General features: G+C 65.3%; 29 protein-coding genes. 14 read left to right on the top strand and 15 right to left on the bottom strand.

Going from position 1 to position 21,446, the window contains the following annotated elements; genetic code table 11:
• Positions 1 to 4 precede the first annotated feature (4 nt).
• Genes DEA8626_RS16925 through DEA8626_RS16915 form a run of 3 tightly spaced genes read right to left on the bottom strand, consistent with a single transcriptional unit; the run spans position 5 to position 2,286 of the window.
• Entirely contained in the window at positions 5 to 475 is a 471-nt protein-coding gene (locus DEA8626_RS16925; protein WP_438502445.1) for a GNAT family N-acetyltransferase, read from the bottom strand.
• Positions 472 to 1,926 (bottom strand): hypothetical protein, encoded by a 1,455-nt coding sequence (locus DEA8626_RS21140; protein ID WP_181366500.1) that lies wholly within the window; start codon positions 1,924 to 1,926, stop codon positions 472 to 474. The genes DEA8626_RS16925 and DEA8626_RS21140 overlap by 4 nt, the downstream gene beginning before the upstream one ends.
• A gap of 48 nt (positions 1,927 to 1,974) precedes the next feature.
• Entirely contained in the window at positions 1,975 to 2,286 is a 312-nt protein-coding gene (locus DEA8626_RS16915) for an ETC complex I subunit (RefSeq protein WP_108854394.1), read from the bottom strand.
• Between the two features lie 254 nt (positions 2,287 to 2,540).
• Between DEA8626_RS16915 and DEA8626_RS16910 the strand changes: the two genes are divergently transcribed.
• The 5 genes from DEA8626_RS16910 (at position 2,541) to DEA8626_RS16895 (ending at position 7,444) form a co-directional block, all read left to right on the top strand.
• Positions 2,541 to 2,888 (top strand): VOC family protein, encoded by a 348-nt coding sequence (locus DEA8626_RS16910; protein ID WP_108854393.1) that lies wholly within the window; start codon positions 2,541 to 2,543, stop codon positions 2,886 to 2,888.
• 439 nt (positions 2,889 to 3,327) lie between these two features.
• A complete protein-coding gene (gene uvrB, locus DEA8626_RS16905) occupies positions 3,328 to 5,508 on the top strand; it encodes an excinuclease ABC subunit UvrB (RefSeq protein ID WP_108854392.1) in 2,181 nt (726 codons plus the stop codon).
• Positions 5,508 to 6,485, top strand: coding sequence for a TIR domain-containing protein (locus DEA8626_RS20900; protein ID WP_146188896.1), 978 nt, complete (start codon positions 5,508 to 5,510; stop codon positions 6,483 to 6,485). Before uvrB ends, DEA8626_RS20900 begins: the two co-directional genes overlap by 1 nt.
• 103 nt (positions 6,486 to 6,588) lie before the next feature.
• Positions 6,589 to 6,825, top strand: a complete 237-nt coding sequence (locus DEA8626_RS16900; RefSeq protein ID WP_108854391.1) for an aspartate aminotransferase — start codon at positions 6,589 to 6,591, stop codon at positions 6,823 to 6,825.
• A 316-nt stretch (positions 6,826 to 7,141) separates the two neighbouring features.
• A complete protein-coding gene (locus DEA8626_RS16895; RefSeq protein ID WP_108854390.1) occupies positions 7,142 to 7,444 on the top strand; it encodes a putative quinol monooxygenase in 303 nt (100 codons plus the stop codon).
• Between the two features lie 296 nt (positions 7,445 to 7,740).
• Here DEA8626_RS16895 and DEA8626_RS20895 read toward each other — a convergent pair whose 3' ends face one another.
• Entirely contained in the window at positions 7,741 to 8,301 is a 561-nt protein-coding gene (locus DEA8626_RS20895; RefSeq protein ID WP_146188895.1) for a lysozyme, read from the bottom strand.
• 96 nt (positions 8,302 to 8,397) lie between these two features.
• On the bottom strand, positions 8,398 to 8,829 hold the full coding sequence (locus DEA8626_RS16885) for an excalibur calcium-binding domain-containing protein (protein ID WP_108854389.1): 432 nt from the start codon (positions 8,827 to 8,829) through the stop codon (positions 8,398 to 8,400).
• A 285-nt stretch (positions 8,830 to 9,114) separates the two neighbouring features.
• On the opposite strand from DEA8626_RS16885, the gene DEA8626_RS16880 reads away from it, so the two are divergent.
• From DEA8626_RS16880 to DEA8626_RS16860, 5 genes are all read left to right on the top strand, one after another.
• Entirely contained in the window at positions 9,115 to 9,372 is a 258-nt protein-coding gene (locus DEA8626_RS16880) for a hypothetical protein (protein ID WP_108854388.1), read from the top strand.
• A 222-nt stretch (positions 9,373 to 9,594) separates the two neighbouring features.
• Positions 9,595 to 9,981: an SPW repeat protein gene (locus tag DEA8626_RS16875; RefSeq protein ID WP_108854387.1), complete on the top strand. Its 387-nt coding sequence runs from the start codon at positions 9,595 to 9,597 to the stop codon at positions 9,979 to 9,981.
• A gap of 135 nt (positions 9,982 to 10,116) precedes the next feature.
• The gene (locus DEA8626_RS16870) at positions 10,117 to 10,908 is read left to right on the top strand and encodes a DUF6782 family putative metallopeptidase (RefSeq protein ID WP_108854386.1); all 792 of its coding nucleotides are present in this window, start codon (positions 10,117 to 10,119) and stop codon (positions 10,906 to 10,908) included.
• 106 nt (positions 10,909 to 11,014) lie between these two features.
• Entirely contained in the window at positions 11,015 to 11,467 is a 453-nt protein-coding gene (locus DEA8626_RS16865) for a formate/nitrite transporter family protein (protein WP_108854385.1), read from the top strand.
• Positions 11,468 to 11,583: 116 nt separating this feature from the next.
• Positions 11,584 to 11,925 carry a hypothetical protein gene (locus tag DEA8626_RS16860; RefSeq protein WP_108854384.1) on the top strand — a complete coding sequence of 114 codons (342 nt, stop codon included), beginning with the start codon at positions 11,584 to 11,586 and terminating at the stop codon, positions 11,923 to 11,925.
• A gap of 40 nt (positions 11,926 to 11,965) precedes the next feature.
• Here the strand turns inward: DEA8626_RS16860 and DEA8626_RS16855 are convergent, their stop codons facing one another.
• From DEA8626_RS16855 to DEA8626_RS16835, 5 genes are all read right to left on the bottom strand, one after another.
• Positions 11,966 to 12,274: a TFIIB-type zinc ribbon-containing protein gene (locus DEA8626_RS16855; RefSeq protein WP_108854383.1), complete on the bottom strand. Its 309-nt coding sequence runs from the start codon at positions 12,272 to 12,274 to the stop codon at positions 11,966 to 11,968.
• 146 nt (positions 12,275 to 12,420) lie between these two features.
• Positions 12,421 to 12,738, bottom strand: coding sequence for an antibiotic biosynthesis monooxygenase family protein (locus DEA8626_RS16850; RefSeq protein WP_108854382.1), 318 nt, complete (start codon positions 12,736 to 12,738; stop codon positions 12,421 to 12,423).
• Between the two features lie 94 nt (positions 12,739 to 12,832).
• Entirely contained in the window at positions 12,833 to 13,465 is a 633-nt protein-coding gene (gene parA, locus DEA8626_RS16845) for a ParA family partition ATPase (RefSeq protein ID WP_108854676.1), read from the bottom strand.
• A gap of 80 nt (positions 13,466 to 13,545) precedes the next feature.
• On the bottom strand, positions 13,546 to 14,535 hold the full coding sequence (locus DEA8626_RS16840; protein ID WP_108854381.1) for an NAD(P)H-quinone oxidoreductase: 990 nt from the start codon (positions 14,533 to 14,535) through the stop codon (positions 13,546 to 13,548).
• Positions 14,532 to 15,236: a COQ9 family protein gene (locus DEA8626_RS16835; RefSeq protein WP_108854380.1), complete on the bottom strand. Its 705-nt coding sequence runs from the start codon at positions 15,234 to 15,236 to the stop codon at positions 14,532 to 14,534. Before DEA8626_RS16835 ends, DEA8626_RS16840 begins: the two co-directional genes overlap by 4 nt.
• Positions 15,237 to 15,342: 106 nt before the next feature.
• On the opposite strand from DEA8626_RS16835, the gene rpsU reads away from it, so the two are divergent.
• A complete protein-coding gene (rpsU, locus tag DEA8626_RS16830; RefSeq protein ID WP_108854379.1) occupies positions 15,343 to 15,549 on the top strand; it encodes a 30S ribosomal protein S21 in 207 nt (68 codons plus the stop codon).
• A gap of 84 nt (positions 15,550 to 15,633) precedes the next feature.
• On the opposite strand, the gene DEA8626_RS16825 is transcribed toward rpsU, so the two are convergent.
• The gene (locus tag DEA8626_RS16825; protein ID WP_108854378.1) at positions 15,634 to 16,449 is read right to left on the bottom strand and encodes a DUF2182 domain-containing protein; all 816 of its coding nucleotides are present in this window, start codon (positions 16,447 to 16,449) and stop codon (positions 15,634 to 15,636) included.
• 13 nt (positions 16,450 to 16,462) lie between these two features.
• Positions 16,463 to 17,110 carry a DUF1326 domain-containing protein gene (locus DEA8626_RS16820; protein WP_108854377.1) on the bottom strand — a complete coding sequence of 216 codons (648 nt, stop codon included), beginning with the start codon at positions 17,108 to 17,110 and terminating at the stop codon, positions 16,463 to 16,465.
• A 158-nt stretch (positions 17,111 to 17,268) separates the two neighbouring features.
• On the opposite strand from DEA8626_RS16820, the gene DEA8626_RS16815 reads away from it, so the two are divergent.
• Entirely contained in the window at positions 17,269 to 17,718 is a 450-nt protein-coding gene (locus DEA8626_RS16815) for a lytic transglycosylase domain-containing protein (RefSeq protein ID WP_108854376.1), read from the top strand.
• Positions 17,719 to 17,722: 4 nt separating this feature from the next.
• On the opposite strand, the gene DEA8626_RS16810 is transcribed toward DEA8626_RS16815, so the two are convergent.
• Complete coding sequence (locus tag DEA8626_RS16810; protein WP_108854375.1) at positions 17,723 to 18,181, bottom strand: Lrp/AsnC family transcriptional regulator; 459 nt, start codon at positions 18,179 to 18,181, stop codon at positions 17,723 to 17,725.
• A 138-nt stretch (positions 18,182 to 18,319) separates the two neighbouring features.
• Here DEA8626_RS16810 and ald point away from each other — a divergent pair, with 138 nt between their 5' ends.
• A complete protein-coding gene (gene ald / locus DEA8626_RS16805; RefSeq protein WP_108854374.1) occupies positions 18,320 to 19,438 on the top strand; it encodes an alanine dehydrogenase in 1,119 nt (372 codons plus the stop codon).
• Positions 19,439 to 19,507: 69 nt separating this feature from the next.
• Here the strand turns inward: ald and mscL are convergent, their stop codons facing one another.
• Complete coding sequence (gene mscL, locus DEA8626_RS16800; RefSeq protein WP_108854373.1) at positions 19,508 to 19,900, bottom strand: large-conductance mechanosensitive channel protein MscL; 393 nt, start codon at positions 19,898 to 19,900, stop codon at positions 19,508 to 19,510.
• A 151-nt stretch (positions 19,901 to 20,051) separates the two neighbouring features.
• Between mscL and DEA8626_RS16795 the strand changes: the two genes are divergently transcribed.
• On the top strand, positions 20,052 to 20,750 hold the full coding sequence (locus DEA8626_RS16795; RefSeq protein WP_108854372.1) for a glutathione S-transferase family protein: 699 nt from the start codon (positions 20,052 to 20,054) through the stop codon (positions 20,748 to 20,750).
• Positions 20,751 to 20,782: 32 nt separating this feature from the next.
• Here DEA8626_RS16795 and DEA8626_RS16790 read toward each other — a convergent pair whose 3' ends face one another.
• Positions 20,783 to 21,415 (bottom strand): phosphoribosyltransferase, encoded by a 633-nt coding sequence (locus tag DEA8626_RS16790; RefSeq protein WP_108854371.1) that lies wholly within the window; start codon positions 21,413 to 21,415, stop codon positions 20,783 to 20,785.
• Between the last annotated feature and the right edge of the window lie 31 nt (positions 21,416 to 21,446).

Genomic DNA, 21,446 nt, shown 5'->3' with positions numbered 1-21,446 from the left:
AGCCTCAGCCCAATTCCCGCGTCATGAAGACCGAATGCGGGTCCGGCTTGTAGCCCTCGAACGGCGGGCATTCCTTGAACCCCGCCCGCGTGTAAAGCTCTCGCGCCGCGAGAAATACGGCCTGCGCCCCGGTCTCGAGGCTCAAGCGCTGGTAGCCTGCCATCCGCGCCTCGGCGATCAGGTGGTCGAGCATCGCGCGCGCCAGACCCCGGCCCCGGAGTTCTGCCAGCACGTGCATGGACTTGATCTCGGCGTGGCGCGCGTCGATCCGTTTCAGCGCCCCCATGCCGATCGGCCGATCCCCTTCGCGCATGACGAAGAAGTCGATCCCCGGCCCGGCCAGCGCGCCCGCGTCCAGCATATGCATGCTCTCGGGCGGCGCGTCGGCCGAATGCATGTCGGCGCTGTGCCGCCCCATCAGCAGCGCGAGATCGGCCGACAGCGGGCTTTCGGGCCGGATGATCACGCCGCTCACTGCCCCTTGGACAGCGCGGTCAGGTCGATGCCGTTGACCAGAACCTTCTTCTCGCCCGCAAATTCGACGTCCCAGCTGTAGCGACCGCCCTCCTCGGGCTTGGCGATGCCGCGCATCATCATGATTGCGGGCACCGCCCCCTGGCGAACGTCGTCCGGCGCATCGTTCAGCGCCTCGAGCACCGCTTCGATTCCGCCTGCCGAGATGAAGGCGGACCCCGCAGGCTCGTCCGCGGGGCCGGCGACGATCTCGGCCTCGATATCAACATCGTAGATATCCGACGCTGCGCCCGCCGGCCCGAAGGTCACGTGGAGCTTGCCGTCAGGGAGAAGCGCCCGCAGAATTTCGGCCTGCCTTGCGTCGTCGGGTTCCTTGTTTTCGGCCATCGCCTCGAGAAGCATGGCGGCCGGCGCGGCGAGGTCGAAACCGGATACCGCGAAATCCAGCGTCACCTCATCGGGCAGAAGTTGCGGCACCCAGTCCGGCATGAGTTCCTCGGGCAGCCTGAGACCCTGCAACGCGACCATCTCGCGCAGGCGCCCCTCGCCGACGACGCCGTTCAGGTCGATGTCGAAGCGGCCGGCATCCGCACCGCCCGCGCCGAAGGGTGTCACGACGTCGAGATTGTCGAACGTGCCGGAAAGGTGCAGCGCCTCGAAGATCGGCAGCGCCGCTGCGATGGCGTCCGAAGTCCCCGCGAGATCGGCCTCGATTTCCTCTTCCGACGGATGGGCGACAAACCATGACAGCAGCGCGTAAAGACCTTGCGTCCTCATCCCCTTCACCTCGCCCGCCGCGTCGTAGCTGTCGATGGTGAAGGTCGCGCTGACCGGGATCGGCATGTCGGGATTGGGTGCCGAGGAGATCGTCTCGACGATCCCCGAGACCTTGTAGTCCATCGTCGCGTCGACGCCGCCACCCATGGCGGCCGTCGCGCGCGAGACGTAGCTCATTTCGTCGATTGCATAGGTGATCGACATCTTGGGCCCGCCGGGCTCGGCGAAGGTTTCCTCCAAACGCATGCCCGAGATTTCCGCCTCCGCCTGCTCGAAGGCGATCAGCGCCTCGTCGAAAACGCCGCTCCAGCGCGACTGAGCGATCCTGAGGTCAAGACTGAACACGTCGGGCACGTCGATGGTCAAGGCGAAGGGTTCGTCCTGCTCGACGCCCCATTTGCCGCCGCCCTGGTCGGTCAAGGTCAGCGTCATCGGCGTCACGGTCCCCGTCAGCCCCGCCTCCGCACCCAGCGCGAAGAAGGGGTTGGGATCGACGACCGCGCGGTAGTTCTCTCCGCCCGGGGTGACGGTGATCACGTCAGGCGTGTTGCCGAGATAGGTCTGAAACAGCTCTTTCAGACGCGTCGCGCCCTCGGGCGTGGCCGGCTCCGAAAAGGCCGGCCCGGACGCGATGAACAGGGAAAGCGCCGTCCCGGCGCGAAATGCAAGGGACATGGGAAATCCTCTTGTCTCCAATGCGCAAGCGCCCGACGCGACGGGCGGTCAGTGCGTCCAGGGGCTGCGGCGGTCGGTCGCGAAGTTCTCGCCGTAGCCGCGCGGGCGGATGTTGAGCCGGCGCTGTTGGGGTTCGGCCAGCACGTAGTCGATGCCGTGCGTGCGGGCATAGTCCTCGGCCGCCGCGCGGCTGTCGAATCTCAGCCGGACCTGCGCCTGCGTGTCGCCCGAACCGGTCCAGCCCATGAGCGGATCGACCTCGCGCGCCTCGGCCGGCGCGAAATCCAGTATCCACTGACGGGTCTTCGCGGTTCCCGACTGCATGGCATTGCGGGACGGCTGATAGATGCGCGCGCGCATGGACGTACTCCGTCTGGCTTCGGCCCCTTATCCCGAAACGCGCTGGCCTTCGCAAGGGCCTTGGCGGCGTCGGGCGGGATTGTCGGCGACGGCTCAGCGCCTTGGAGCCCACTAAGCCTGATCCTGCCAGATGAACGAATATCCGCTTACAAGAGACGAGCAACGCGCCCGTTCTCCACTATGAAGCATGGAACCCTTCGTTGGCCACGCTGGTTCTTCCACTGCCAGCGGCCCGAGAGCGGAGGCTTGGAACCATGAATATCAATCATGTTTTCCTAAGTATCAACGCGGCCGATTTCGCCGCCCAATCCAACTGGTGGGCGAAGCTGATTGGCCGACGCTGGGACCGCGAGCCGATGCCGTCTTGCCACGAATGGGTTCTCACGGATGACGTTTTGTTTCAGGTTCTCGATAGTTCCGAGGAACAAAGTCGCACAACCGTGACGCTGCACGTCCCGGACCTCGACGCTCAGATTGAACGCCTGTCAGACGCGGGAATCGAGTTGCCCGAGCCGGTTAAGGTCGAAGGTTTCGACACCTTGCGCTATTTGGAGTTCTCTGACCCCGAGGGCAACACAGTCGGTCTACTTGACGGAAATTAACGGCTTCTTCGTGCCACAGGGGAAGCTCCACAAGTCTCTCTCAATTGGATGCTTACCTGAAGTACGGTCATCGACGGCAACGGCTTCAAAGTCTGCAAAGCCCCGCTGAGCGGACGGGAACGGCTTGGCGGCTGGATCAGGGAAGTCCTGGACATGCAAGGCTGACTGCCGGTCGGTGCTCTGGGAGCAAGGGTGGGTGGTGGCTGGGTGGGTGCCGCGACCGGCAGTCAGTTGCTGCTTGCCGGATCAGACTAGAGCTTCGACAACACAAATACAACTCAAAGTTGTCCAAATTCGCGCGCCGGATGCACTTTTTCCATGCGCCCGACAAAGCGACGCCCCGAATCCGTTCGTTTCCGCCGGCGAAACGGTTCTCGGGCGCATTCGCCTTGAACCGGAACAAAAACAGATCAAATCTCAAGGGCCAGAAGGAATCACCATGCCCCACAACAACACCAACATGCCGATGCACCGGCCCGAGGTGCTGACGCGGCCCAAGCTCGAAGGCGGCCGCCGATTCGTCATGAAGACCGACTTCGCGCCGGCCGGCGACCAGCCCACCGCGATCGCGGAGCTGAGCCAGGGCGTGAACGCGGGCGAGCGCGACCAGGTCCTGCTGGGCGCGACCGGCACCGGCAAGACCTACACCATGGCCAAGGTGATCGAGGAAACCCAGCGCCCGGCCATCATCCTCGCGCCCAACAAGACCCTCGCCGCCCAGCTCTACGGCGAGTTCAAGTCGTTCTTCCCGGAAAACTCCGTCGAGTACTTCGTCAGCTACTACGACTACTACCAGCCCGAGGCCTATGTCCCGCGCTCGGACACCTATATCGAGAAGGAATCCCAGATCAACGAGCAGATCGACCGGATGCGCCACTCAGCCACCCGCGCCCTTCTCGAACGCGACGACGTGATCATCGTCGCCTCGGTCTCCTGCATCTACGGCATCGGCTCGGTCGAGACCTATTCGGCCATGACGCAGGACATGGCGGTGGGCAAGCTTTACGAACAGCGGAAGTTCCTCGCCGATCTCGTCGCCCAACAATACCGCCGTCAGGACGCCGCCTTCCAGCGCGGCAGCTTCCGCGTGAAGGGCGACACCGTCGACCTCTGGCCCGCCCACCTCGAGGACCGCGCCTGGCGGTTTTCGTTCTTCGGCGAGGAACTGGAAGGCATCACCGAATTCGACCCCCTGACCGGAGCCAAGACCGACACGTTCGACAAGATCCGCATCTACGCGAATTCCCACTACGTCACCCCGCGCCCGACGCTGCAGCAAGCCATCCACGGCATCCGCAAGGAACTGGCGCTCCGCCTCAAGCAGCTCCACGACGAAGGCAAGCTCCTCGAAGCCCAGCGGCTTGAGCAGCGCTGCAACTTCGATCTTGAGATGCTGGAGGCCACCGGCTCCTGCGCGGGGATCGAGAACTATTCCCGCTACCTCACCGGCCGCGCGCCCGGCGAACCGCCGCCCACGCTCTTCGAGTTCATTCCCGACCACGCCATCGTCTTCGCCGACGAAAGCCACGTCTCCGTCCCCCAGATCGGCGGCATGTACAAGGGCGACTACCGGCGCAAGTTCACGCTGGCCGAACACGGCTTCCGGCTCCCCTCCTGCATGGACAACCGGCCCCTGAAATTCGAGGAATGGGACGCGATGCGCCCGCAATCCGTCTTCGTCTCCGCCACCCCGCAGTCGTGGGAACTGGAGCAGACCGGCGGCGTCTTCACCGAACAGGTCATCCGCCCTACGGGCCTTCTCGACCCCCAGGTCGAGATCCGCCCCGTCGAGATGCAGGTCGACGACCTCTTGGACGAAGTCCGCCAGGTCGCCGCCAAGGGCTTCCGCACCCTCGTCACCACGCTCACCAAGCGCATGGCCGAGGACCTCACCGAATACATGCACGAACAGGGCATCCGCGTGCGCTACATGCATTCCGACATCGACACGATCGAACGGATCGAGATCCTGCGCGATCTTCGATTGGGAGCCTTCGACGTCCTCGTCGGCATCAACCTCCTGCGCGAGGGGCTCGACATCCCCGAATGCGGGCTGGTGGCCATCCTCGACGCCGACAAGGAGGGCTTCCTGCGGTCGGAAACCTCGCTCATCCAGACCATCGGCCGCGCCGCGCGGAACGCCGAAGGCCGCGTCATCATGTACGCCGACCGCGTAACCGGCTCGATGGAGCGCGCGCTGGCCGAGACCAACCGGCGGCGCGAAAAGCAGGTCGCTTATAACGAGGCGCACGGCATCACCCCCGCGACGATCAAGAAGAACGTCGAGGACATCCTCTCCGGCCTCTACAAGGGCGACGTGGACATGAACCGCGTGACCGCGAAGGTCGAGAAACCCATGGTCGGCGCGAACCTCCAGGCCCATCTCGACGGGCTCCGCACCCATATGCGGAAAGCGGCGGAGAACCTGGAATTCGAGGAGGCCGCGCGCATCCGCGACGAGATCAAGCGGCTGGAGGCCGTGGAGCTCGCCGTCGCCGACGATCCCCTCGCCCGGCAATCGGCGGTCGAGGAGGCGGTGGAGGCGTCCGGCGTCAAGGCCGGGCGGTCGACGGCGGGGAGAGCCGGGCAGCGGGGTGGGAAGCGGCGGAGGGGGCTATAATGTCGGTTGACGCGTGCCCACTTTGGGGAACAAGGCTGCTTGATGTCGAGTATCTAGCAGATTCCAAAATCGTAAACTCTCCTCGCGCCGGTGGCGAGTATTGGATTAGCGGAACCTCAGAAACGAGCGTGCATAGCTGGCCAGATGAGGCAAAGGTTGCACTTACCGACTGGCTCGTGGAACAACGACGCTTGGGGGTCAGTGTTCCCAAAATAGACAGCAGCACGCTCAAGGAAATAAAGACAAAAACGAGAGCGAAATCGGTCTCGGAGCGAGCGGATAATCTTTTGCGATATCTCCGCAGAAAATCTGGGAAAGTTGGTGAATACGTGAGGCTAGATACGGAGCATACTATTCGCGATGAATTCCTTGCATGGACGGGCTCAGCGGATGCATCGGAGGTCCAATTCCTCTCCGAATATTGCCATTCCAACGAATGGACAGAGTTCAAGAGCAAGCCCGCTTCAGGTGTAGGAAGCTTCTCCCAAGGCATCCGTTTATCACCAAAAGGACATTTACGTCTCGATAAACTAGAGGGTGAAAATCGTGAATCGCATCGCGCGTTTGTTGCGATGTGGTTTTCTCCCGAAATGAAAGATACCTTCACTATGGGTATTAAGCCTGCTATCGAACGATGTGGCTATCAAGCTATCCGAATCGACGATGTTGAGCATGTAGGAAAGATCGATGACCGAATAATTGCGGAAATTAGGAGATCTAGGTTTGTCGTAGCGGATTTTACGTCTGAACCCAACAAGCCACGAGGTGGTGTATATTTTGAAGCCGGATTCGCGTACGGTCTCAGCATTCCAGTGATATGGACTTGCAGAGAAGATTTAATTAGTCAGGTGCACTTTGATACTCGTCAATACAACCACATAACGTGGGCAACGCCTGAAGAACTCGCACAGAAACTGGAGAACCGAATACTGGCGGTAATCGGGGAGGGGCCACTGCAAGTAAGCAAGCAAGCGTAGGGTAGGTCGTTCCGCGCCTCGGCGCGGTTTCACCCACCGTGCCCCGGCGGCTTGAACGCCTGTCTTAAACTACCTTTAACCAACCCGCACCAATCCTCCGCCCATGCGGAACCGGAACTCCCCTCTCTCGCCCGAGGTCTGGCTGAAGGACCTCTTCGCCTCGAAAGCGGTGCAGGAGGGCGCCGTGATCCGCCGCAAAGCGCGCGACATCGAACGCTTCGTCGGCATGGAGCGCTTCATGGCCGAGATTCACCGCCGCGGCTTCCAGGCGGCGGAAAACTCCGGCCAAATCATCATCTTCTGCAACCGAGCCCCCGTCCGCGGGCTGACCCGCCCATGACGTGGAGTCACCGCTTTCTTGAAAAGAAAGCGGCCCCGAAATCCTTGCAGGATTTCGGCTCCCCCGTCTCACCGGCATCCAGAACGCATGACAAGAGCAGAATGGCCGGTTTCACGCGAAGGTGCGGGATCACCCACCAACCACCGCGTTGAGACTGCGAAATTCCCCCAAAATATCCTTAGCGAAAAATCCGAACGCACACATTTTCAGAGCCTTACACGTTCTTTCAGGCGTGAAATCGCGCGGGTTTCACACCCCTTGCCTCCTGCCCCTTTCCGGTTCCTAATCGTCCCATGCCACCCGAAAGGACCCGACCATGAGCCTTCTCGTCCGCTACACCCTCGCCTCCGCCGACAGCCACGACGCCCAGAAAGCCGCGATGCGGGCGCTTGTTGCGGGGCTCAGATCCGAAGGTATCGACGGCCTCCACTACAGCTGCTTCGCCACCGCCGAGCCCACGGAGTTCGTCGGCATCCTCGAATTCCCCGACGACGCGCGGAAACAGGCCTTCCTGAACTCCGCCGCCTTCGCGACCTACCGCGACACCGTCGGCCCGACCTTCGCCAGCCCGCCCGCGACGACGGAGATCACCGCCATCGCCTCGACGCGGGGGCAGTAGGGCGAGCGCGAACCGCCCCCCGTCCTCAATCGAATTCGAAGATCCCGTTCAGCGAAGTGTAGGATGCGTGCTCGCACGCACCATCTCCTGCCAATAGGCGCGTGAAATCACGCACGCTACGGCCCTCTTTGCATCGAAAGCGGTGCAAGAGGCACCGTGATCCGCCGCAAGGCGCGCGACATCGAACGCTTCGCAGGCATGGACCGCTTCATGGCCAAACTCCACCGCCGCGGCTTTCAGGCGGCGGAAAATTCCGGCCAGATCGTGATCTGCCTCGCAACCGCGCGCCCGTGCGCCTATGGGCCGAACAGCTCGTCCAGGGTCTCCTTGATCTGCACCCGCCGGGCGCTCGACCAGTCGGGCGTGTAGGCCGGTTTCCTCACGCCGTATTCCGTTCCGAACCCGTCATTCGACCAGACACCGTTGAAGAACAGCGCCTGTTCCTTCCTGCGGCGCGGAATGATCTCCGGCGGGCGGCTCCAGTTCATGATCGCCTGCCGCGCTCCGGCGACGTCGCCTTCCTTCCACTTCTTGACCCAGGACGCACGCTCGATCCCGCCGGTGTTGTAGTGAAAGGACAGCGCCGCACCGAGCTGCGCCTCCGAAAGTATGTGTCCGGCGAAGGCCCGCTTCACGGGCGGCAGATACTTGTTCCGCACCAGCCATTCGAAGACCTCGAAGCATCTCTTCAGGGTCTGAGGATTGTCGACGTAGCGGGGCCAGACCTTGTGGCCGGACGCAGACGTGACCCCCACGCTCCACGTCCAGACGCCGACGGAATCCTTGTAGGCTTCCCGGACGATGCCTTCGTGGGCGATGAGTTCGGCGGCGATATTGGGAGTGATCTTCCAGGACATGGCAGCCTCCAGTGAGCAATCACTCTCCCGAGCATAGCACAACTGCCGCGCACCTCTGATGCTGCCTCGGGGGATCCCCTCGCCGGGACGGCTCCGCTACCCGCCCCCGGCGGGTTTCGGGCGCACGAACTTCGCCCCGCCGACCTGCCGCGTGCTGTCCCGGACCGTCGCCCCCGGCAGAGGATCGCCCCGCGCCGCGCCGCAGGCGACGCCGTCGCCGTCGGGATCGTTGCGGGCGTGATAGCCGGGCTCGCCCTCGCGCGCCTCGGGAATGCCGATCGCCGCCGCCGCCGGGCAGCCAGCCATCGCGACGAGATGGATCAGCGCCTCGGTCGGCCGATAGGGGCTCGTGCGGATGTAAAGCGACACCGAGACGCTGGCAGCGACAATCGGGATCGCGCAGAGCTTGACGATCGCGGAGGCGAGAAACCCCGCCATGCTCCGGCGCCTGCGCGTGCCGGACCGCGCGGTCTCGCGCCCTTCGATATCCCGCCGGATCGCCATGCGCACGCAGTAGCCGGACAACATGGCCCCTTCATGGCAGAAAACCGGTGGCGCTCTGGCAGACCATTCCCTTCGCCGGACCCACTCTTCGGACCGATGGCGGTACCGGGGACCCACCCCTCCATCTCACAGTTTTCGGGCCATCCTTCACCGGTCCATTGCGTGCCGGTCCTCTCCCACCCGCACTGACCGATCGGCGCGGTGCCGCCGGGGGTCGGATCTTCACCACGAAGGCCACTTGCGGTCGCCCCGGCGCCGCCCTATTTCCGTTCGGTCCGCACTCCGCGGTCGCGCTCAGGAACCATGGCCATGCGTCTTCCCCTCCTCGCCCTCGCCCTTGCAACCTTCGCCGCGCCGGCCATCGCCGACGAGACCTCCGGCACGATCATCGCCTATGACCGGGTCGACAGGATCATCGTCCTCGACGACAAGACCATCTGGACCTTCGGCGAAAAGACGGAGCTTTCGCCCGATCTCTCCGCCGGGGACGCGGTCAAGATCATTTATACCGGCGCGGCCGACAGCGGCATCGGCCCAATCGCGTCGATCCTGCGGGTGAACGAGTAGGCTCCGCGCGCTGTTTCACCCACCGTCCGCGGCATCGGCGCGGGCGGGGCCAGCCCGGAGCGTTTGGCGCCATGCGGCCCGGCCACATCGCCGCAATCCCTTGAAATCCTGGGTCCCTTGCCTAGATTCCTTCTTGCGCTGGCATCCTCAAACGAGGTTGCCAGCGGGGTCTCGCCTCGGCGGGCCACCGTCGACGCGGACCGCTCATAGGAGGGGTATGCAATGACAAACTTCTTCAAGAAAGCAACCGAGAGCTGGCAGGATGGCCTCTGCCTTGTGCTCGGCGTCTGGCTGTTCCTCTCGCCCTGGCTTCTCGGCTTCGCCGTGCTGCCGGCGGCGTTCTGGAACGCGGTTCTGTTCGGCGTGATCATCGCCGGGATGGCCATCATGGCGATCGTCGAATTCCGCGATTGGGAGGAATGGGCCGACATGGCCATCGGCGTGTGGCTCGTGATCTCGCCGTGGGTCCTGGGCTTCGCCGCCCTGTCGGCGGTCGCGGATGCCAGCGCCTTCGCCGCGACGTGGAACTTCGTCGCGACCGGCATCCTGACGCTCGCGCTTTCGGCCTGGTCTCTACGTAGCCACCACGACGGCACGCGGGCAGCCTGACCCGGCGTGACGACCTCGGGTGCGTGTCCGTACGCACCCGTCCTTCCTGCCCGCCAGAAGCGGGCCCCTACCACGACGGGACGGGGGGATTCGTCCCCCTTCCCCCCGCGCGCCTTTCCGCACTACTCTCCCGGCATGCTCCGCGCTGCCGTGCTCGTCCTCGTCTCCGCCCTGCCCGCCCGGGCGGAGCCGCCGATCCATTGGAACTCCCGCGCCGCCGATCTCTGCCTTCTGCCGCCCTATACGGACGCCGCGACCCCGGCCCAAACCTCGGCCCGCGACCTCATCTCGGCGATCGCGGCGCTCGAACCGGCGCCCGACCCGCTGCTCAACGTATTGAAAGCCAGCCGAACCGCGATCTGCGAGGAGGACCGGCCAAGCCCCGCGCGGGGCTCCCTCGAGGTCGAGGCGAACCTGATCGCGCTCCGCTCCGATCTCGATTTCGGCCAGCGGCTCTTGATCCTCATTCACGAGCTGAGGCATCTCGTGCAATACGATCTCGGCTACTGCCCCACCATCGACTACGACCTGGGCGCGATGGAACTTTTCACCTACATGGTCGAAGCCGACGCGCAGGCCATCGCCACCTACTATGCCTGGCGACTCGCCAAAGCGGGACGGCCCGAGGCCTGGGACGCCGTCCGCGTGATGCCCGAATATGCCGATGTCGCCGCAACCTTCGAACGCGCGATCGCCAGCGGCACGCGCCCCGAAGATGCCGTGGCAGAGGCGTTCGCCCGCTGGTTTGACTCGCCCTGGCGGGTCGAGACCTACCGGATCGCCGCCTGCTCGGCCTATCTCGACCGGCTTGACAAGACGAAGAAGCTCAGAAGCTACGAACCGCTCCCCGAAGGGTACTTCGACGCGCTCTGCCGTCTCTCCGACGGCACGCCCTATCGCTGCGAAGCGCCAGGCGCGGCGGAATAGCCCACCTCTGCCCGCTTCCCCCTGCCGCCACATCCGTTACCCTTCGGCACATGACCGAGCTGCCCGCCCTCGGCGACGCCTATGACCGGCCGAGATCGCCCGGCTCATGGAAACCGTGGGCGCGCTGGCCGTGGCCTTCGGCCTCGTGGGACTCTTTGACGGCTCGATGGGCGCCACGGCGGCGGCGATCGCCTCGGCCAATGCTTCGCTGCCAGCCTTTAGGGGGTTCATTCGCGCCGCTCTCTGCAACGCTCTCGTCTGCCTAACCATCTGGCTGACCTTCGCGGCGCGCACCACGGCGGGCAAGATCCTCGCCATCCTCCGGCCGATCACCGGGCTCGTCCTCCTTGACCTCGAACACTCCGTCGCCAACACGTATTTCTTCCCGCGGGGCTGGGCGGCCGGTGCCGAGTTGGACGTCCCAGGCGCGGCGGCGAACCCTCTCTGGGTCACGCGCGGCAACATTCTCGGCGGCGCGGGCGGTGACGGGCGCGCCTACCGCTTCGCCTATCTCGGCCCCGCACCGCGCAGACGCGGGCCCCCGCATTCCCCGAATTAAAGTCACGAATACCCGACTTGCCGCATCCCCGCCCGGGTCGGCAGACTGACGCATCGCCCGGCGATTTCCGGGCAGCCAGCCGATTGATTGAAGCTTTTCAAGCCCGGAGCAGCGCCATGCTCAGCATGTTTTACGGCTATGCCTTCGCATTCTTGACCGCGCTCATCGTCATCGCGGGGGACGTTTCCCTGAAACACGCCGCCGACACTGGCCTGCCGCTCAACTCGCGCCCGGCGGTCCTCGGCGCGCTCCTGTACGCGCTGTCCGGCGTGCTTTGGTACTTCGCAATGCGCCATGTGACACTGGCACAGGGCGGCGTGGCCTATTCGATGTTCACGCTTCTTGCGATCTGCCTGATCGGCGCGACCCATTTCGGCGAGCAGATCCGCGCCCGCGAAGTTGCCGGCATCGGCTGCGCGTTGTTGTCGATGGTGCTCCTGATCCGCGTTCAGGGCTGAAGCCGCGCCAGCTCCCACGACAGACACGCCCGCGACCCGTTCAGTCGAAGTCGAAGATCTCGCTCAGGAAGCTCTTGCGCTTCCTGTAGGGCTTGCCGTGACGATACCGGTCCCGCTCGTCGTCGTCCCGATCCTCGTGCCGGCGCCCTTCGTCGCGCATCTCCTTCAATTCGCGGCGCAGGCTCTCCCGTCCCGGCTCCTCCAGCGCCACAGCGGGCGTCGAGCGGTCGATGATCTTGTCGAGCTCGCCACGATCGAGCCACACTCCCCGGCATTGCGGGCAGTAGTCGATCTCGACCCCCTGCCGCTCGGTCATCTGAAGCGTGGTTCCGTCCACCGGACATAGCATCGGGTTCTCTCCATCTATCTCGCGTCGGACCCGATATGGGGTCGGACCGCGCCGGGATCAAACCCGGCGGCCGAACCCTGCCGGGCCGGATGTCGGGACGGATGCCATACGCGTGCCATACGCACCGCCGACAATTTGCAGGCGCCTCAGAATGCGGCCGAGACCTCGTACATGACCGGCTCGAACCGCGAACAGAGCGCCGCCATCTGTCGGTTCCTCTCGCGCATCTCCTCGGTCCGCAGCATCGCCTTGAAGTCCTCCCGATCGCGCCATTGCGAATAGTTCGCGATCCGGGTCTGGGCGTCGTTCATATGGAGCCCGGCGCCGATGAAGCCCGGCTGGTGACGGATGAACTTCTCGTAGGCGTCCTTCAGCGCGTCCATCAGATCCTGCGCGGTGCCGGGCGTCATCTCGAAGGTGGTGATCACGGTCTGGCCGCTGAAATCGCTGGAAATATTCGGCATGGCTCTCCTCCGGGCGCGCGCGTTCCACCTCGACTATCGCGCCGCCACGGGGGCTTTGTAAACCGCCGATCCGGGCCGGCAGCCTCCGGACGGGTCAGTCGGCAAGCAGCCCCAGAACCTCGTCCGTGAAGGCATCGACCTCGACCCGCACGGCCTTCTGCCCCGCCTCCGCCGCGCCGAGCCCCTGGCCCAGCGTCTCGGCATAGACGACGCGGTTGGCGAGTCGCGCGGCGGCCACGCCCGCCGTCAGCTCTGCCGCCGCCCGCGCCACATCCTCGCCCACACGCGTTCCCGCCCGGGTCCGGTTGAGAACGAGCCAGGCCTGCCGCCCCTCGCGCGCGGCGAGGTCGAGCACACCTTCGGTCGCCCAGAGATCGACATGGCTTGACGCAACCGGCACCAGCACGAGGTCGGACTCGCGCAGCGCGGGTCGCAGGTCGGCATCGACCTTGGGCGGCGTGTCGACGATCACCAGATCGACTTCGCGCTTCAGCTTCTCGCATTCGTAGGACACGCCCCAGGCCGAGGAGGTTGTAAAGTCCATCCCCGCCTCGCCCAAACGCTCGCGCCGCGTCATGAACCAGCGCCCGAGCGACCCCTGCGGGTCGGTGTCGAGCAGCGCGACCGACATGCCGCGCCGCGCGCAGGTGACGGCGAGATTGACGGCCAGCGTGGTCTTGCCTGACCCGCCCTTCTGCTGCACGACGGAGACGACCTTACCGGACATGTGACCCCCAGCATTGATGCTGCGGCGCAGCATAGAGTGATTCCGAACGCTGTGCACGGGCGAAATGCCACAGGCGCGGCTCAGCGCACTTTCAGCACGATCTTGCCGATATGGCCCGAACTCTCGATCCGCCGGTGCGCCTCGGCGGCCTCGGCCAGCGGGAACTCGGAATCCATCACCGGGGCCAGCCTCCCGGCGTCGATCAGCGGCCAGACATGGACGCGCAGTTCCTCGGCGATGCGCGCCTTGGCCAAGTCGCTTTGCGGCCGGAGCGTCGAACCGGTGATCGTCTGGCGCTTCACCATCATCGGAGCGAAGTTCACCGTGAGCTCGGGGCCACCGAGAAAGGCGATCTGCACCAGCCGCCCATCCTCGGCGAGCGCCTTCAGGTTGCGCGGGATGTAGTCGCCGCCCACCATGTCGAGGATCACGTCGGCCCCACCCTCGCGCTTCAGGACGGCGACGAAATCCTCCTCGCGGTAGTTGATCGCGCGTTCGGCGCCAAGATCCTCGCACACCTTGCACTTCTCGGCCGAGCCCGCGGTCGTGAAGACCCGCGTGCCAAGCGCCCGCGCGATCTGGATCGCGGTCGTGCCGATGCCGGAGGACCCGCCGTGGACGAGGAAGATCTCGCCCGCCTTCAGCTGCCCTCGCATGAAGACGTTGGACCAGACGGTGTAGCAGGTCTCGGGCAGGCAGGCGGCTTCGCGCAGGTCCAAGCCCTCTGGCACCGGCAGCGCATGGGCGGCGGGTGTCACGGCATATTCCGCGTAGCCGCCGCCGGGCAGAAGCGCCGTCACCGCGTCGCCTATTGCCCAGCCCGACACGTCCGGCCCAAGCGCGGCGATCCGGCCCGCCGCCTCAAGCCCCGGCAGCGGCGAGGCCGAGGGCGGCGGCGCATAGGACCCCGCGCGCTGCAGCGCATCGGGCCGGTTGACGCCCGCCCAGGCGACCTCGATCAGGATCTGTCCCGGCCCCGGCTCGGGCACCGCGACATCGCCGATCTGCAGGACCTCGGGGCCGCCTGGCTTCGTGATGCCGACGGCGCGCATCGCCTTGGGCAGTGTCATGCCTTTTCCTCGTCCGTTACCCGTCCCGGCAGGTCATCGGGCGCACCTGACGGCGCCCTGATCCGCCCGAGCACCCTCAGCGGCCCTTCGAGGACCCGGCCGAGGACCGGGGCGTCCCGCATCTGCGCCTTGAACTTCTCGATCCGCATCACGTCCTCGATCCGCCGGTCGAGGAACTCCCAGGTCGCGGCATTCCCCTCGCTCTCGTCGCCGAGCCAGAAGAGCACGACGGCGGAATAGACCGCCGAAAGCGTCGCGCGTTTCGAATACCAGTTGATGTCGTCCGACGTGTCGCCGAGCGCGGTCCAGATCGCATCCGCCGTGCCCCAGACGAGCGACGCGCCCGCAGGCGCGTTCTGCGGCAGGGCGAACAAGGCCGCGCCCCGCCGCACGATCTCGCGGTCGCCGGCCTCCAGCCTCAGCCGCACCGCCCGCGCGACCCTGTCGCGAAAGCGCTGCCCCGCGAGATCGGCCTCCTTCAGCCGGTCGCGCATCGCCGCGTCGCCCCACATGTGATAGCCGACCGCGAGGTCGAGCGCGCCGCGCGGGCAGATCAGGCGGGCAAGCTCCGGCGCGACGCCCGCCTCCTCCGCCGCGGCGCGGAACGTGGTTTCCGACCAGCCGTCGAATGTGACGTGGCCGAGCGCCGCATCCAGCAGCCGCTCCTTGGCGTGAGCGATGTCCAAACCCTTGTTTTCCATGGCCTTGCCTCCAAATTACCCTTGTAGACAAGTGCGTCCCGCTTTGATATAGGGGCGCTTCCTGCAACTGATTGCAACTCTAACTTAGGAAGGTGGTGACAACCACATGCAGGTCAGCGTTCGCGACAACAATGTCGAACAGGCGCTTCGGGCTCTGAAGAAGAAACTTCAGCGCGAAGGGGTGTTCCGCGAAATGAAGCTTCGGCAGCATTTCGAGAAGCCCTCCGTCAAGCGTGCCCGCGAAAAGGCCGAGGCCATCCGCCGCGCCCGCAAACTGGCGCGCAAGAAGGCCCAGCGCGAAGGCGCGCTCTGAGGCGACCGGAACTGCTGGCGGGGCGTGCCCCGCGAAGACGTTGAACCCCCGAAGCCTGGCTTCCGGGGGTTTTTCGTTGGCCGGTCACACAACGAGCGTGGCGCCCGCCCAGGTCAGCAGCAGGACGCCGCCAATCCGCCCGAGCAGGGCGCCGGACGGCGCAAGTTTCTCGACCAGAACAATTGCGGCCAGGGCGGCGATCCACAGCAGGTTCATCACTCCGCCCACGAACAGGAGCAGCATCAGCGCCCAGCAGCATCCGGTGCAGAACGCCCCGTGCCTCAGCCCCATGACGAAGGCTCCGCCGGCCCCGTTCCGCCAGTGCCGCGCAAGGAACTCCGCCGGGGCGCGGCATTCGGCGAGGCAGCGATGCTTCAACGCCGAGAACTGGTAGACCGCCGCGAGCGCCAGCAGCGCCGCGCTTAGCCAGCGGCTGTTCGACCACAGCATCATCCCCGAGATGAACCGCCCCTGGACCAGCCCGAACTGCAGAAGCGCCGCCACCAGCGAAAATCCGAGCCACACCGTCAGATATCCCGCCGCGAAGCAGCCCGGCGCGGCCTGCATCGGGTGCCCGCGCGACGCGCCCCTCACCGAAACTCGGGCATGGAGCAAGATCATCGGCAGCGCGCTCGGCAGCATCATCCCGATCATCATGGCCCACCACATGAGCGTCGCCAGCCCGAGATGACCCAGGCTCCAGCCGGGCATCGCCAGACCGGCATCGACCTCGCCCCCGAGACTATGCGGAAACAGCGCCATGCGGGTCATGTCCCAGGTGTCCATGCCCATTCCCGCGCCGCCTATCACCCACGCGAGCGCGGCCGCGAAGATTGCCGCGAGCGAGAGCAGCAGCACCGGCTGCCGGTTCCGTGCCAGCCCCTCAATGCCTTCGATCATCGGCCCCAGCCCGTCACGCCGCGTCGCGGATGATCCCATGCGGCCCGTAGGCGCCGTAAAACAGCGCGCCGTAGCATTTCTCGTGGCCGAATTCCGCGATTCCTTCGATCCTGACGCGCAGATCTGCGCTGCCCATCTCGGCCTCGCTGAATTCGAACCCCTCGGGCAGCACGATCCTCGCCCGGTGCGGCTTGCCGGTCACCGGGTTGCGGATCGGATCGATGTCGAGCCGCAACAGATCGCCGATACGGAATGATCCGGTGCGTGCGGCCATGTCACACTTGAAGTCGATCTCCTCGAATATCGGATCGTGCTCCTTCTCGATCGTCGAGCCGTAGATGTTGAACAGCGTCGTCGGCTCCTGCTCCTCCCCGCCGAGAATCTTGCTCAGCGCCTCGACCTGCTCCGAGTTCGCACGCTTGTCGATGAAGCCTTGCGCCTCGCCCTTGCCCTCGTGCACCGCGCCGGGCCAGCGGTACCACGCCGCCACGACGAGCCCGTCGAGCGGGACGTCGTCGAAATGGCCCTTCTCGATGAGATGCGCTTCGAGCCCCTGGCAGAAGCCCTGGCTTGGACGGCCATTGAATTCGCAGGGGCAGCCGTAGTCACAGCTGCATCCCCCGATCTTCGGGCCGCGGATTTCCCAGTCAACGTAAGACATGCCTAACCCCCGTTTTATCGGCGCCTCCGCGCCGAGCACCTCAGGGCACGAATGATATACCAAACGCCCGTTTTCGCCTATCGGAGCGCGGAAGCCGCCTCCGCCTCTTTTCGGCACTCTCGGCGTCGGTTATCCAGAGGCCGTCCAAGGAGGGGCCCATGACACAACTGACCCGCCGCAGCGCACTCTTTCTCCTCGCCGCCCTTCCCGCCGCCTGTGCACGGCGCGAACCGGCGCGCGCCCGTGCCGGCGGCCCGGCAGAAATGAACCGGCTCATCACCCGGCACGCCCGGTTCTACGACGTGCCCGAGGACCTCGTGCACCGCGTCGTCCAGCGCGAAAGCATGTACAACCCGGCGGCGCGGAACGGGCCCTACTACGGGCTGATGCAGATCCATCCTCAGACCGCCCGCACGATGGGCTATCGCGGATCGCCCTCCGGCCTGCTCGATGCCGACACCAATCTGCGTTACGCCGTCAAGTACCTTCGCGGCGCCTGGCTTGTGGCGCGCGGCAACCGCGACCGGGCGGTGATGTGGTACGCCAAGGGCTATTACTACGAGGCCAAGCGCATGGGTCTGCTGGAAGAAACAGGGCTCCGCGGCTGACCGATCAGACCGGGATCGCCGTCGTCTGCCGGACCGTTCTCAGCGCGAAGGACGAGTGCATCTGTGCCACACCCGGCAGGCGCGCTAAGAACTGGCGGTGGATGCGGGCGAAGTCCTCGGTATCCTCGGCCACGACCTTCAACAGATAGTCGGCCGATCCCGCCATCAGGTGGCATTCGAGGATATCGGGCACCAGCTTCACCGCCCTCTCGAACGCCTCCAGCACCTCGTCTGCCTGGCCCGAGAGCGTAATCTCGACGAAGACCGTCGTCGGACGCTTCAGCTTGCGCGCGTTCAGAAGCGCCACGAAGCCGTCGATGAAGCCCTCCTCCTCGAGCCTCTGGACCCGCCGGTGACAGGCCGAAGGCGAGAGGTTCACACGCTCCGACAATTCGGCGTTAGTGACGCGGCCCTGCTTCTGCAGGACGGTGAGGATGCGGCGGTCTGTAGCGTCCAAATCCAATATCGTGCAACTTTCTTCGAATAACTGGTGGATATGCCGAATACATCGCGCAACTTAGCCACTTTGGCCAGCCAAATCTCAAAGCAATTTCATGCGGCCTCGCGCATCCTATGGGATGGAATGTTGCGGGAGGACACTATGAAGATCGGATGCCCCAAGGAAATCAAGCCGCAAGAGTTTCGCGTCGGCGTGACGCCGAACGCGGCCGGCGAGGCCGTCGCGCATGGCCATGAGGTCGTGATCGAGACCGCCGCCGGCCTCGGCGCGGGCTTCTCCGACGACGACTATCTCGCGGTCGGCGCAAAGATCCTGCCGTCGGCCGACGAGGTCTTCGCTCAGGCCGACATGGTCGTGAAGGTGAAGGAACCTCAGGCGGTGGAGCGCAAGAAGCTGCGCAAGGATCAGATCCTGTTCACCTATCTCCACCTCGCGCCGGACCCGGAACAGACGAAGGACCTTCTGGCAAGCGGCGTCACCGCCATCGCCTATGAAACGGTGACCGACCGCGCGGGCGGCCTGCCGCTTCTCGCGCCGATGTCCGAGGTCGCGGGCCGGCTCGCGCCACAGGTCGGCGCGTGGACTCTGCAAAAGGCCAATGGCGGCCGCGGTGTCCTGATGGGTGGCGTGCCGGGCGTCGGGCCCGCCCGCGTCATCGTCATCGGCGGCGGCGTCGTCGGCACCCACGCGGCCAAGATCGCCGCAGGCATGGGCGCGGATGTCACCGTGCTCGACCGGTCGCTGACGCGTCTGCGCTACCTCGACGACGTCTTCGGCGGCCAGTTCAAGACCGGCTATTCCTCCGCCGGCCTCCTGGCCGAATTGCTGCCGCTCGCCGACATGGTGATCGGCGCGGTCCTGATCCCCGGCGCGGCGGCACCCAAGCTCGTGACGCGCAGGCAGCTCTCGATCATGAAGCCGGGCGCGGCGCTTGTCGACGTTGCGATCGACCAGGGTGGCTGCTTCGAGACCTCCAAGGCGACGACGCATCAGGACCCTATCTACGAAGTCGACGGGATCATGCACTATTGCGTGGCCAACATGCCGGGCGCCGTTGCCCGCACCTCGACCATCGCGCTCGGCAACGCGACGATGCCGTTCATGCTCGACCTCGCCGACAAGGGCTGGAAGCAGGCCTGCGCCGATGACCCGCATCTCTTGAACGGACTCAACGTCCATGCCGGCAAGCTGACCTATGCCGCCGTCGGCGAGGCGCTCGGCATCGAAACGATCGCCGCCGAACAGGCGCTGGCGGCCTAACCAGGACCCGCGCCGCAACAAAAAAAAGGCCCGCCGCATCGGCGGGCCTTTTCGTTTGTCCTGCGCGCGTCACTTCTTCAGGGCGTCGCGGATCTCGACCAGCAGGTCCTTCTCGGACGGGCCGGTATCCACTTCGGGCGCGACGTCGTCCGGCTTCTCTGCGGCGGCCTTCACGCGGTTCACCATTTTCACCAGCATGAAAACGACCCAGGCGATGATCAGGAAGTTGATGATCGCCATGATGAAGTTGCCATAGGCGAACACCGCACCCTCTTCGCCTTCGCTCAGCCGGAAGCCGAGACCGGAAAAGTCGATGCCGCCAGTGAACAGCGAAATGATCGGGTTGATCAGATCGTCGACGAGCGACGTGACGATCGCGGTAAAGGCCGCACCGATGATGATACCGACGGCCATGTCCATGACATTGCCCTTGGCGATGAAATCCTTGAACTCGTTGAGCATCTCTGTCCTCGTTCTCCTGTTCGCATGACTTTGGTTTGTGGGGCCTGATAAGGGCCGCACACCCCCTATCACACGCAAGCACAGTCCCGACACCTTTTTCCGGGGGAAAAACCGCTTAGGTTTCCCTTCAATCATCAATCGCGGAGATCACATGCTGGATTTTGCCGAGTTTCCCGTGGCGCGGCGCTGGCCGCCCCGGACCAAGGGGGCCATTCAACTCTATTCACTGACCACGCCGAATGGGGTGAAGGTCTCCATCGCGCTCGAGGAGATGGGCCTGCCCTACGACGCCCATCGTATCTCCTTCGACGCAGAGGAACAGTTCAGCCCGGAGTTCCTCTCGCTCAATCCGAACAACAAGATCCCCGCGATCATCGACCCCGACGGTCCGGGCGGCAAGCCGCTCACGCTCTTCGAAAGCGGCGCCATCCTGCTCTATCTCGCCGAGAAGACCGGCAAGCTGCTGCCCGACGGCCCGTCCCGGTGGGAGGTCATCAAGTGGCTGATGTTCCAGATGGGCGGCGTCGGGCCGATGTTCGGCCAGGTCGGCTACTTCCACCGCTTCGCGGGCAAGGACATCGCGGACCCCCGCCCGCGCCAGCGCTACTATGACGAGACGCGCCGCCTGCTTCGCGTGCTGGACGGCCAGCTGGAGGGGCGCGACTGGATCGCGGGCGACTATTCCATCGCCGACATCGCAATCTGTCCTTGGCTGAGGACGCTGCGAGATTACTACGCGGCGGGCGACAAGGTCGGCTGGGACGATCTGAAGAACGTGCCCGCCTGGCTCGATCGCTTCCTTGCGCGCCCGGCGGTGCAGCGCGGCCTGAAAATCCCCGCCCGCCTCTGAGGGTCGCGGCGCCGAGGGCATGTTTCCCGCCGTCAGTCCGAACCGGGCCTCAGCGTCGCGGCCACCTCGTCGTCACTCACCTGCCTGAAATCCCGGTAGTGCGCGCCGACCGCGTAGAACGGGCGCGGCACCTGAAGGCAGACGGTCTCGTCAACCATCGGCGAGACTTCGGCAAGCGCGTCGGCGGGGGCCACCGGCACCGCGAGGATCACCCGTGCGGCACCTGCCGCCCGCGCCGCTCCAAGCGCGGCCCGCATCGTGGCGCCCGTCGCGATGCCGTCATCGACGACGATCGCCGTCTTGCCTTCCAGCGCTACCTGTTCTCGGCCGCCCAGATACATTCGGCGCCGCTCGGCGATCTCGGCGCGCTTGGCGGCGACCGCCTCGGCGAAGTCCTCCGCCCGGCTGCGGATGCTTCGCAGGACATCGGGGTTGAAGACCGGCTCTGCCCCTTCGGCGATGGCACCAGCAGCAAGTTCCTCATGGCCCGGCACGCCGATCTTGCGCACCATCAGAAGATCGAGGGGCGCGCCGAGACGCTCCGCAATCGGCGCGGCCACCGGCACGCCGCCGCGCGGCAGAGCCAGCACCACCGGATCTTCCGGCGCCATCCGTTCCAGTTCATCGGCCAGCTTGCGCCCGGCCTCGGCGCGGTCGGCGAACATCCGTTCCCTCCGCTCACTGATGAGCGCCCTA

Origin of the sequence: Defluviimonas aquaemixtae, from assembly GCF_900302475.1 — a bacterium.
Classification (GTDB): domain Bacteria; phylum Pseudomonadota; class Alphaproteobacteria; order Rhodobacterales; family Rhodobacteraceae; genus Albidovulum; species Albidovulum aquaemixtae.
This window is presented reverse-complemented; position numbering and strand designations above follow the sequence as displayed.

What these genes read in the sequence shown, in the direction of transcription:
- DEA8626_RS21140 (WP_181366500.1), bottom strand. Translation starts at nt 1,926, where the DNA reads ATGTCCCTTGCATTTCGCGCCGGGACGGCGCTTTCCCTGTTCATCGCG.
- DEA8626_RS16915 (WP_108854394.1), bottom strand. Translation starts at nt 2,286, where the DNA reads ATGCGCGCGCGCATCTATCAGCCGTCCCGCAATGCCATGCAGTCGGGA.
- DEA8626_RS16910 (WP_108854393.1), top strand. Translation starts at nt 2,541, where the DNA reads ATGAATATCAATCATGTTTTCCTAAGTATCAACGCGGCCGATTTCGCC.
- uvrB (WP_108854392.1), top strand. Translation starts at nt 3,328, where the DNA reads ATGCCCCACAACAACACCAACATGCCGATGCACCGGCCCGAGGTGCTG.
- DEA8626_RS20900 (WP_146188896.1), top strand. Translation starts at nt 5,508, where the DNA reads ATGTCGGTTGACGCGTGCCCACTTTGGGGAACAAGGCTGCTTGATGTC.
- DEA8626_RS16900 (WP_108854391.1), top strand. Translation starts at nt 6,589, where the DNA reads ATGCGGAACCGGAACTCCCCTCTCTCGCCCGAGGTCTGGCTGAAGGAC.
- DEA8626_RS16895 (WP_108854390.1), top strand. Translation starts at nt 7,142, where the DNA reads ATGAGCCTTCTCGTCCGCTACACCCTCGCCTCCGCCGACAGCCACGAC.
- DEA8626_RS20895 (WP_146188895.1), bottom strand. Translation starts at nt 8,301, where the DNA reads ATGTCCTGGAAGATCACTCCCAATATCGCCGCCGAACTCATCGCCCAC.
- DEA8626_RS16885 (WP_108854389.1), bottom strand. Translation starts at nt 8,829, where the DNA reads ATGTTGTCCGGCTACTGCGTGCGCATGGCGATCCGGCGGGATATCGAA.
- DEA8626_RS16880 (WP_108854388.1), top strand. Translation starts at nt 9,115, where the DNA reads ATGCGTCTTCCCCTCCTCGCCCTCGCCCTTGCAACCTTCGCCGCGCCG.
- DEA8626_RS16875 (WP_108854387.1), top strand. Translation starts at nt 9,595, where the DNA reads ATGACAAACTTCTTCAAGAAAGCAACCGAGAGCTGGCAGGATGGCCTC.
- DEA8626_RS16870 (WP_108854386.1), top strand. Translation starts at nt 10,117, where the DNA reads ATGCTCCGCGCTGCCGTGCTCGTCCTCGTCTCCGCCCTGCCCGCCCGG.
- DEA8626_RS16865 (WP_108854385.1), top strand. Translation starts at nt 11,015, where the DNA reads ATGGAAACCGTGGGCGCGCTGGCCGTGGCCTTCGGCCTCGTGGGACTC.
- DEA8626_RS16860 (WP_108854384.1), top strand. Translation starts at nt 11,584, where the DNA reads ATGCTCAGCATGTTTTACGGCTATGCCTTCGCATTCTTGACCGCGCTC.
- DEA8626_RS16855 (WP_108854383.1), bottom strand. Translation starts at nt 12,274, where the DNA reads ATGCTATGTCCGGTGGACGGAACCACGCTTCAGATGACCGAGCGGCAG.
- DEA8626_RS16850 (WP_108854382.1), bottom strand. Translation starts at nt 12,738, where the DNA reads ATGCCGAATATTTCCAGCGATTTCAGCGGCCAGACCGTGATCACCACC.
- parA (WP_108854676.1), bottom strand. Translation starts at nt 13,465, where the DNA reads ATGTCCGGTAAGGTCGTCTCCGTCGTGCAGCAGAAGGGCGGGTCAGGC.
- DEA8626_RS16840 (WP_108854381.1), bottom strand. Translation starts at nt 14,535, where the DNA reads ATGACACTGCCCAAGGCGATGCGCGCCGTCGGCATCACGAAGCCAGGC.
- DEA8626_RS16835 (WP_108854380.1), bottom strand. Translation starts at nt 15,236, where the DNA reads ATGGAAAACAAGGGTTTGGACATCGCTCACGCCAAGGAGCGGCTGCTG.
- rpsU (WP_108854379.1), top strand. Translation starts at nt 15,343, where the DNA reads ATGCAGGTCAGCGTTCGCGACAACAATGTCGAACAGGCGCTTCGGGCT.
- DEA8626_RS16825 (WP_108854378.1), bottom strand. Translation starts at nt 16,449, where the DNA reads ATGATCGAAGGCATTGAGGGGCTGGCACGGAACCGGCAGCCGGTGCTG.
- DEA8626_RS16820 (WP_108854377.1), bottom strand. Translation starts at nt 17,110, where the DNA reads ATGTCTTACGTTGACTGGGAAATCCGCGGCCCGAAGATCGGGGGATGC.
- DEA8626_RS16815 (WP_108854376.1), top strand. Translation starts at nt 17,269, where the DNA reads ATGACACAACTGACCCGCCGCAGCGCACTCTTTCTCCTCGCCGCCCTT.
- ald (WP_108854374.1), top strand. Translation starts at nt 18,320, where the DNA reads ATGAAGATCGGATGCCCCAAGGAAATCAAGCCGCAAGAGTTTCGCGTC.
- mscL (WP_108854373.1), bottom strand. Translation starts at nt 19,900, where the DNA reads ATGCTCAACGAGTTCAAGGATTTCATCGCCAAGGGCAATGTCATGGAC.
- DEA8626_RS16795 (WP_108854372.1), top strand. Translation starts at nt 20,052, where the DNA reads ATGCTGGATTTTGCCGAGTTTCCCGTGGCGCGGCGCTGGCCGCCCCGG.
- DEA8626_RS16790 (WP_108854371.1), bottom strand. Translation starts at nt 21,415, where the DNA reads ATGTTCGCCGACCGCGCCGAGGCCGGGCGCAAGCTGGCCGATGAACTG.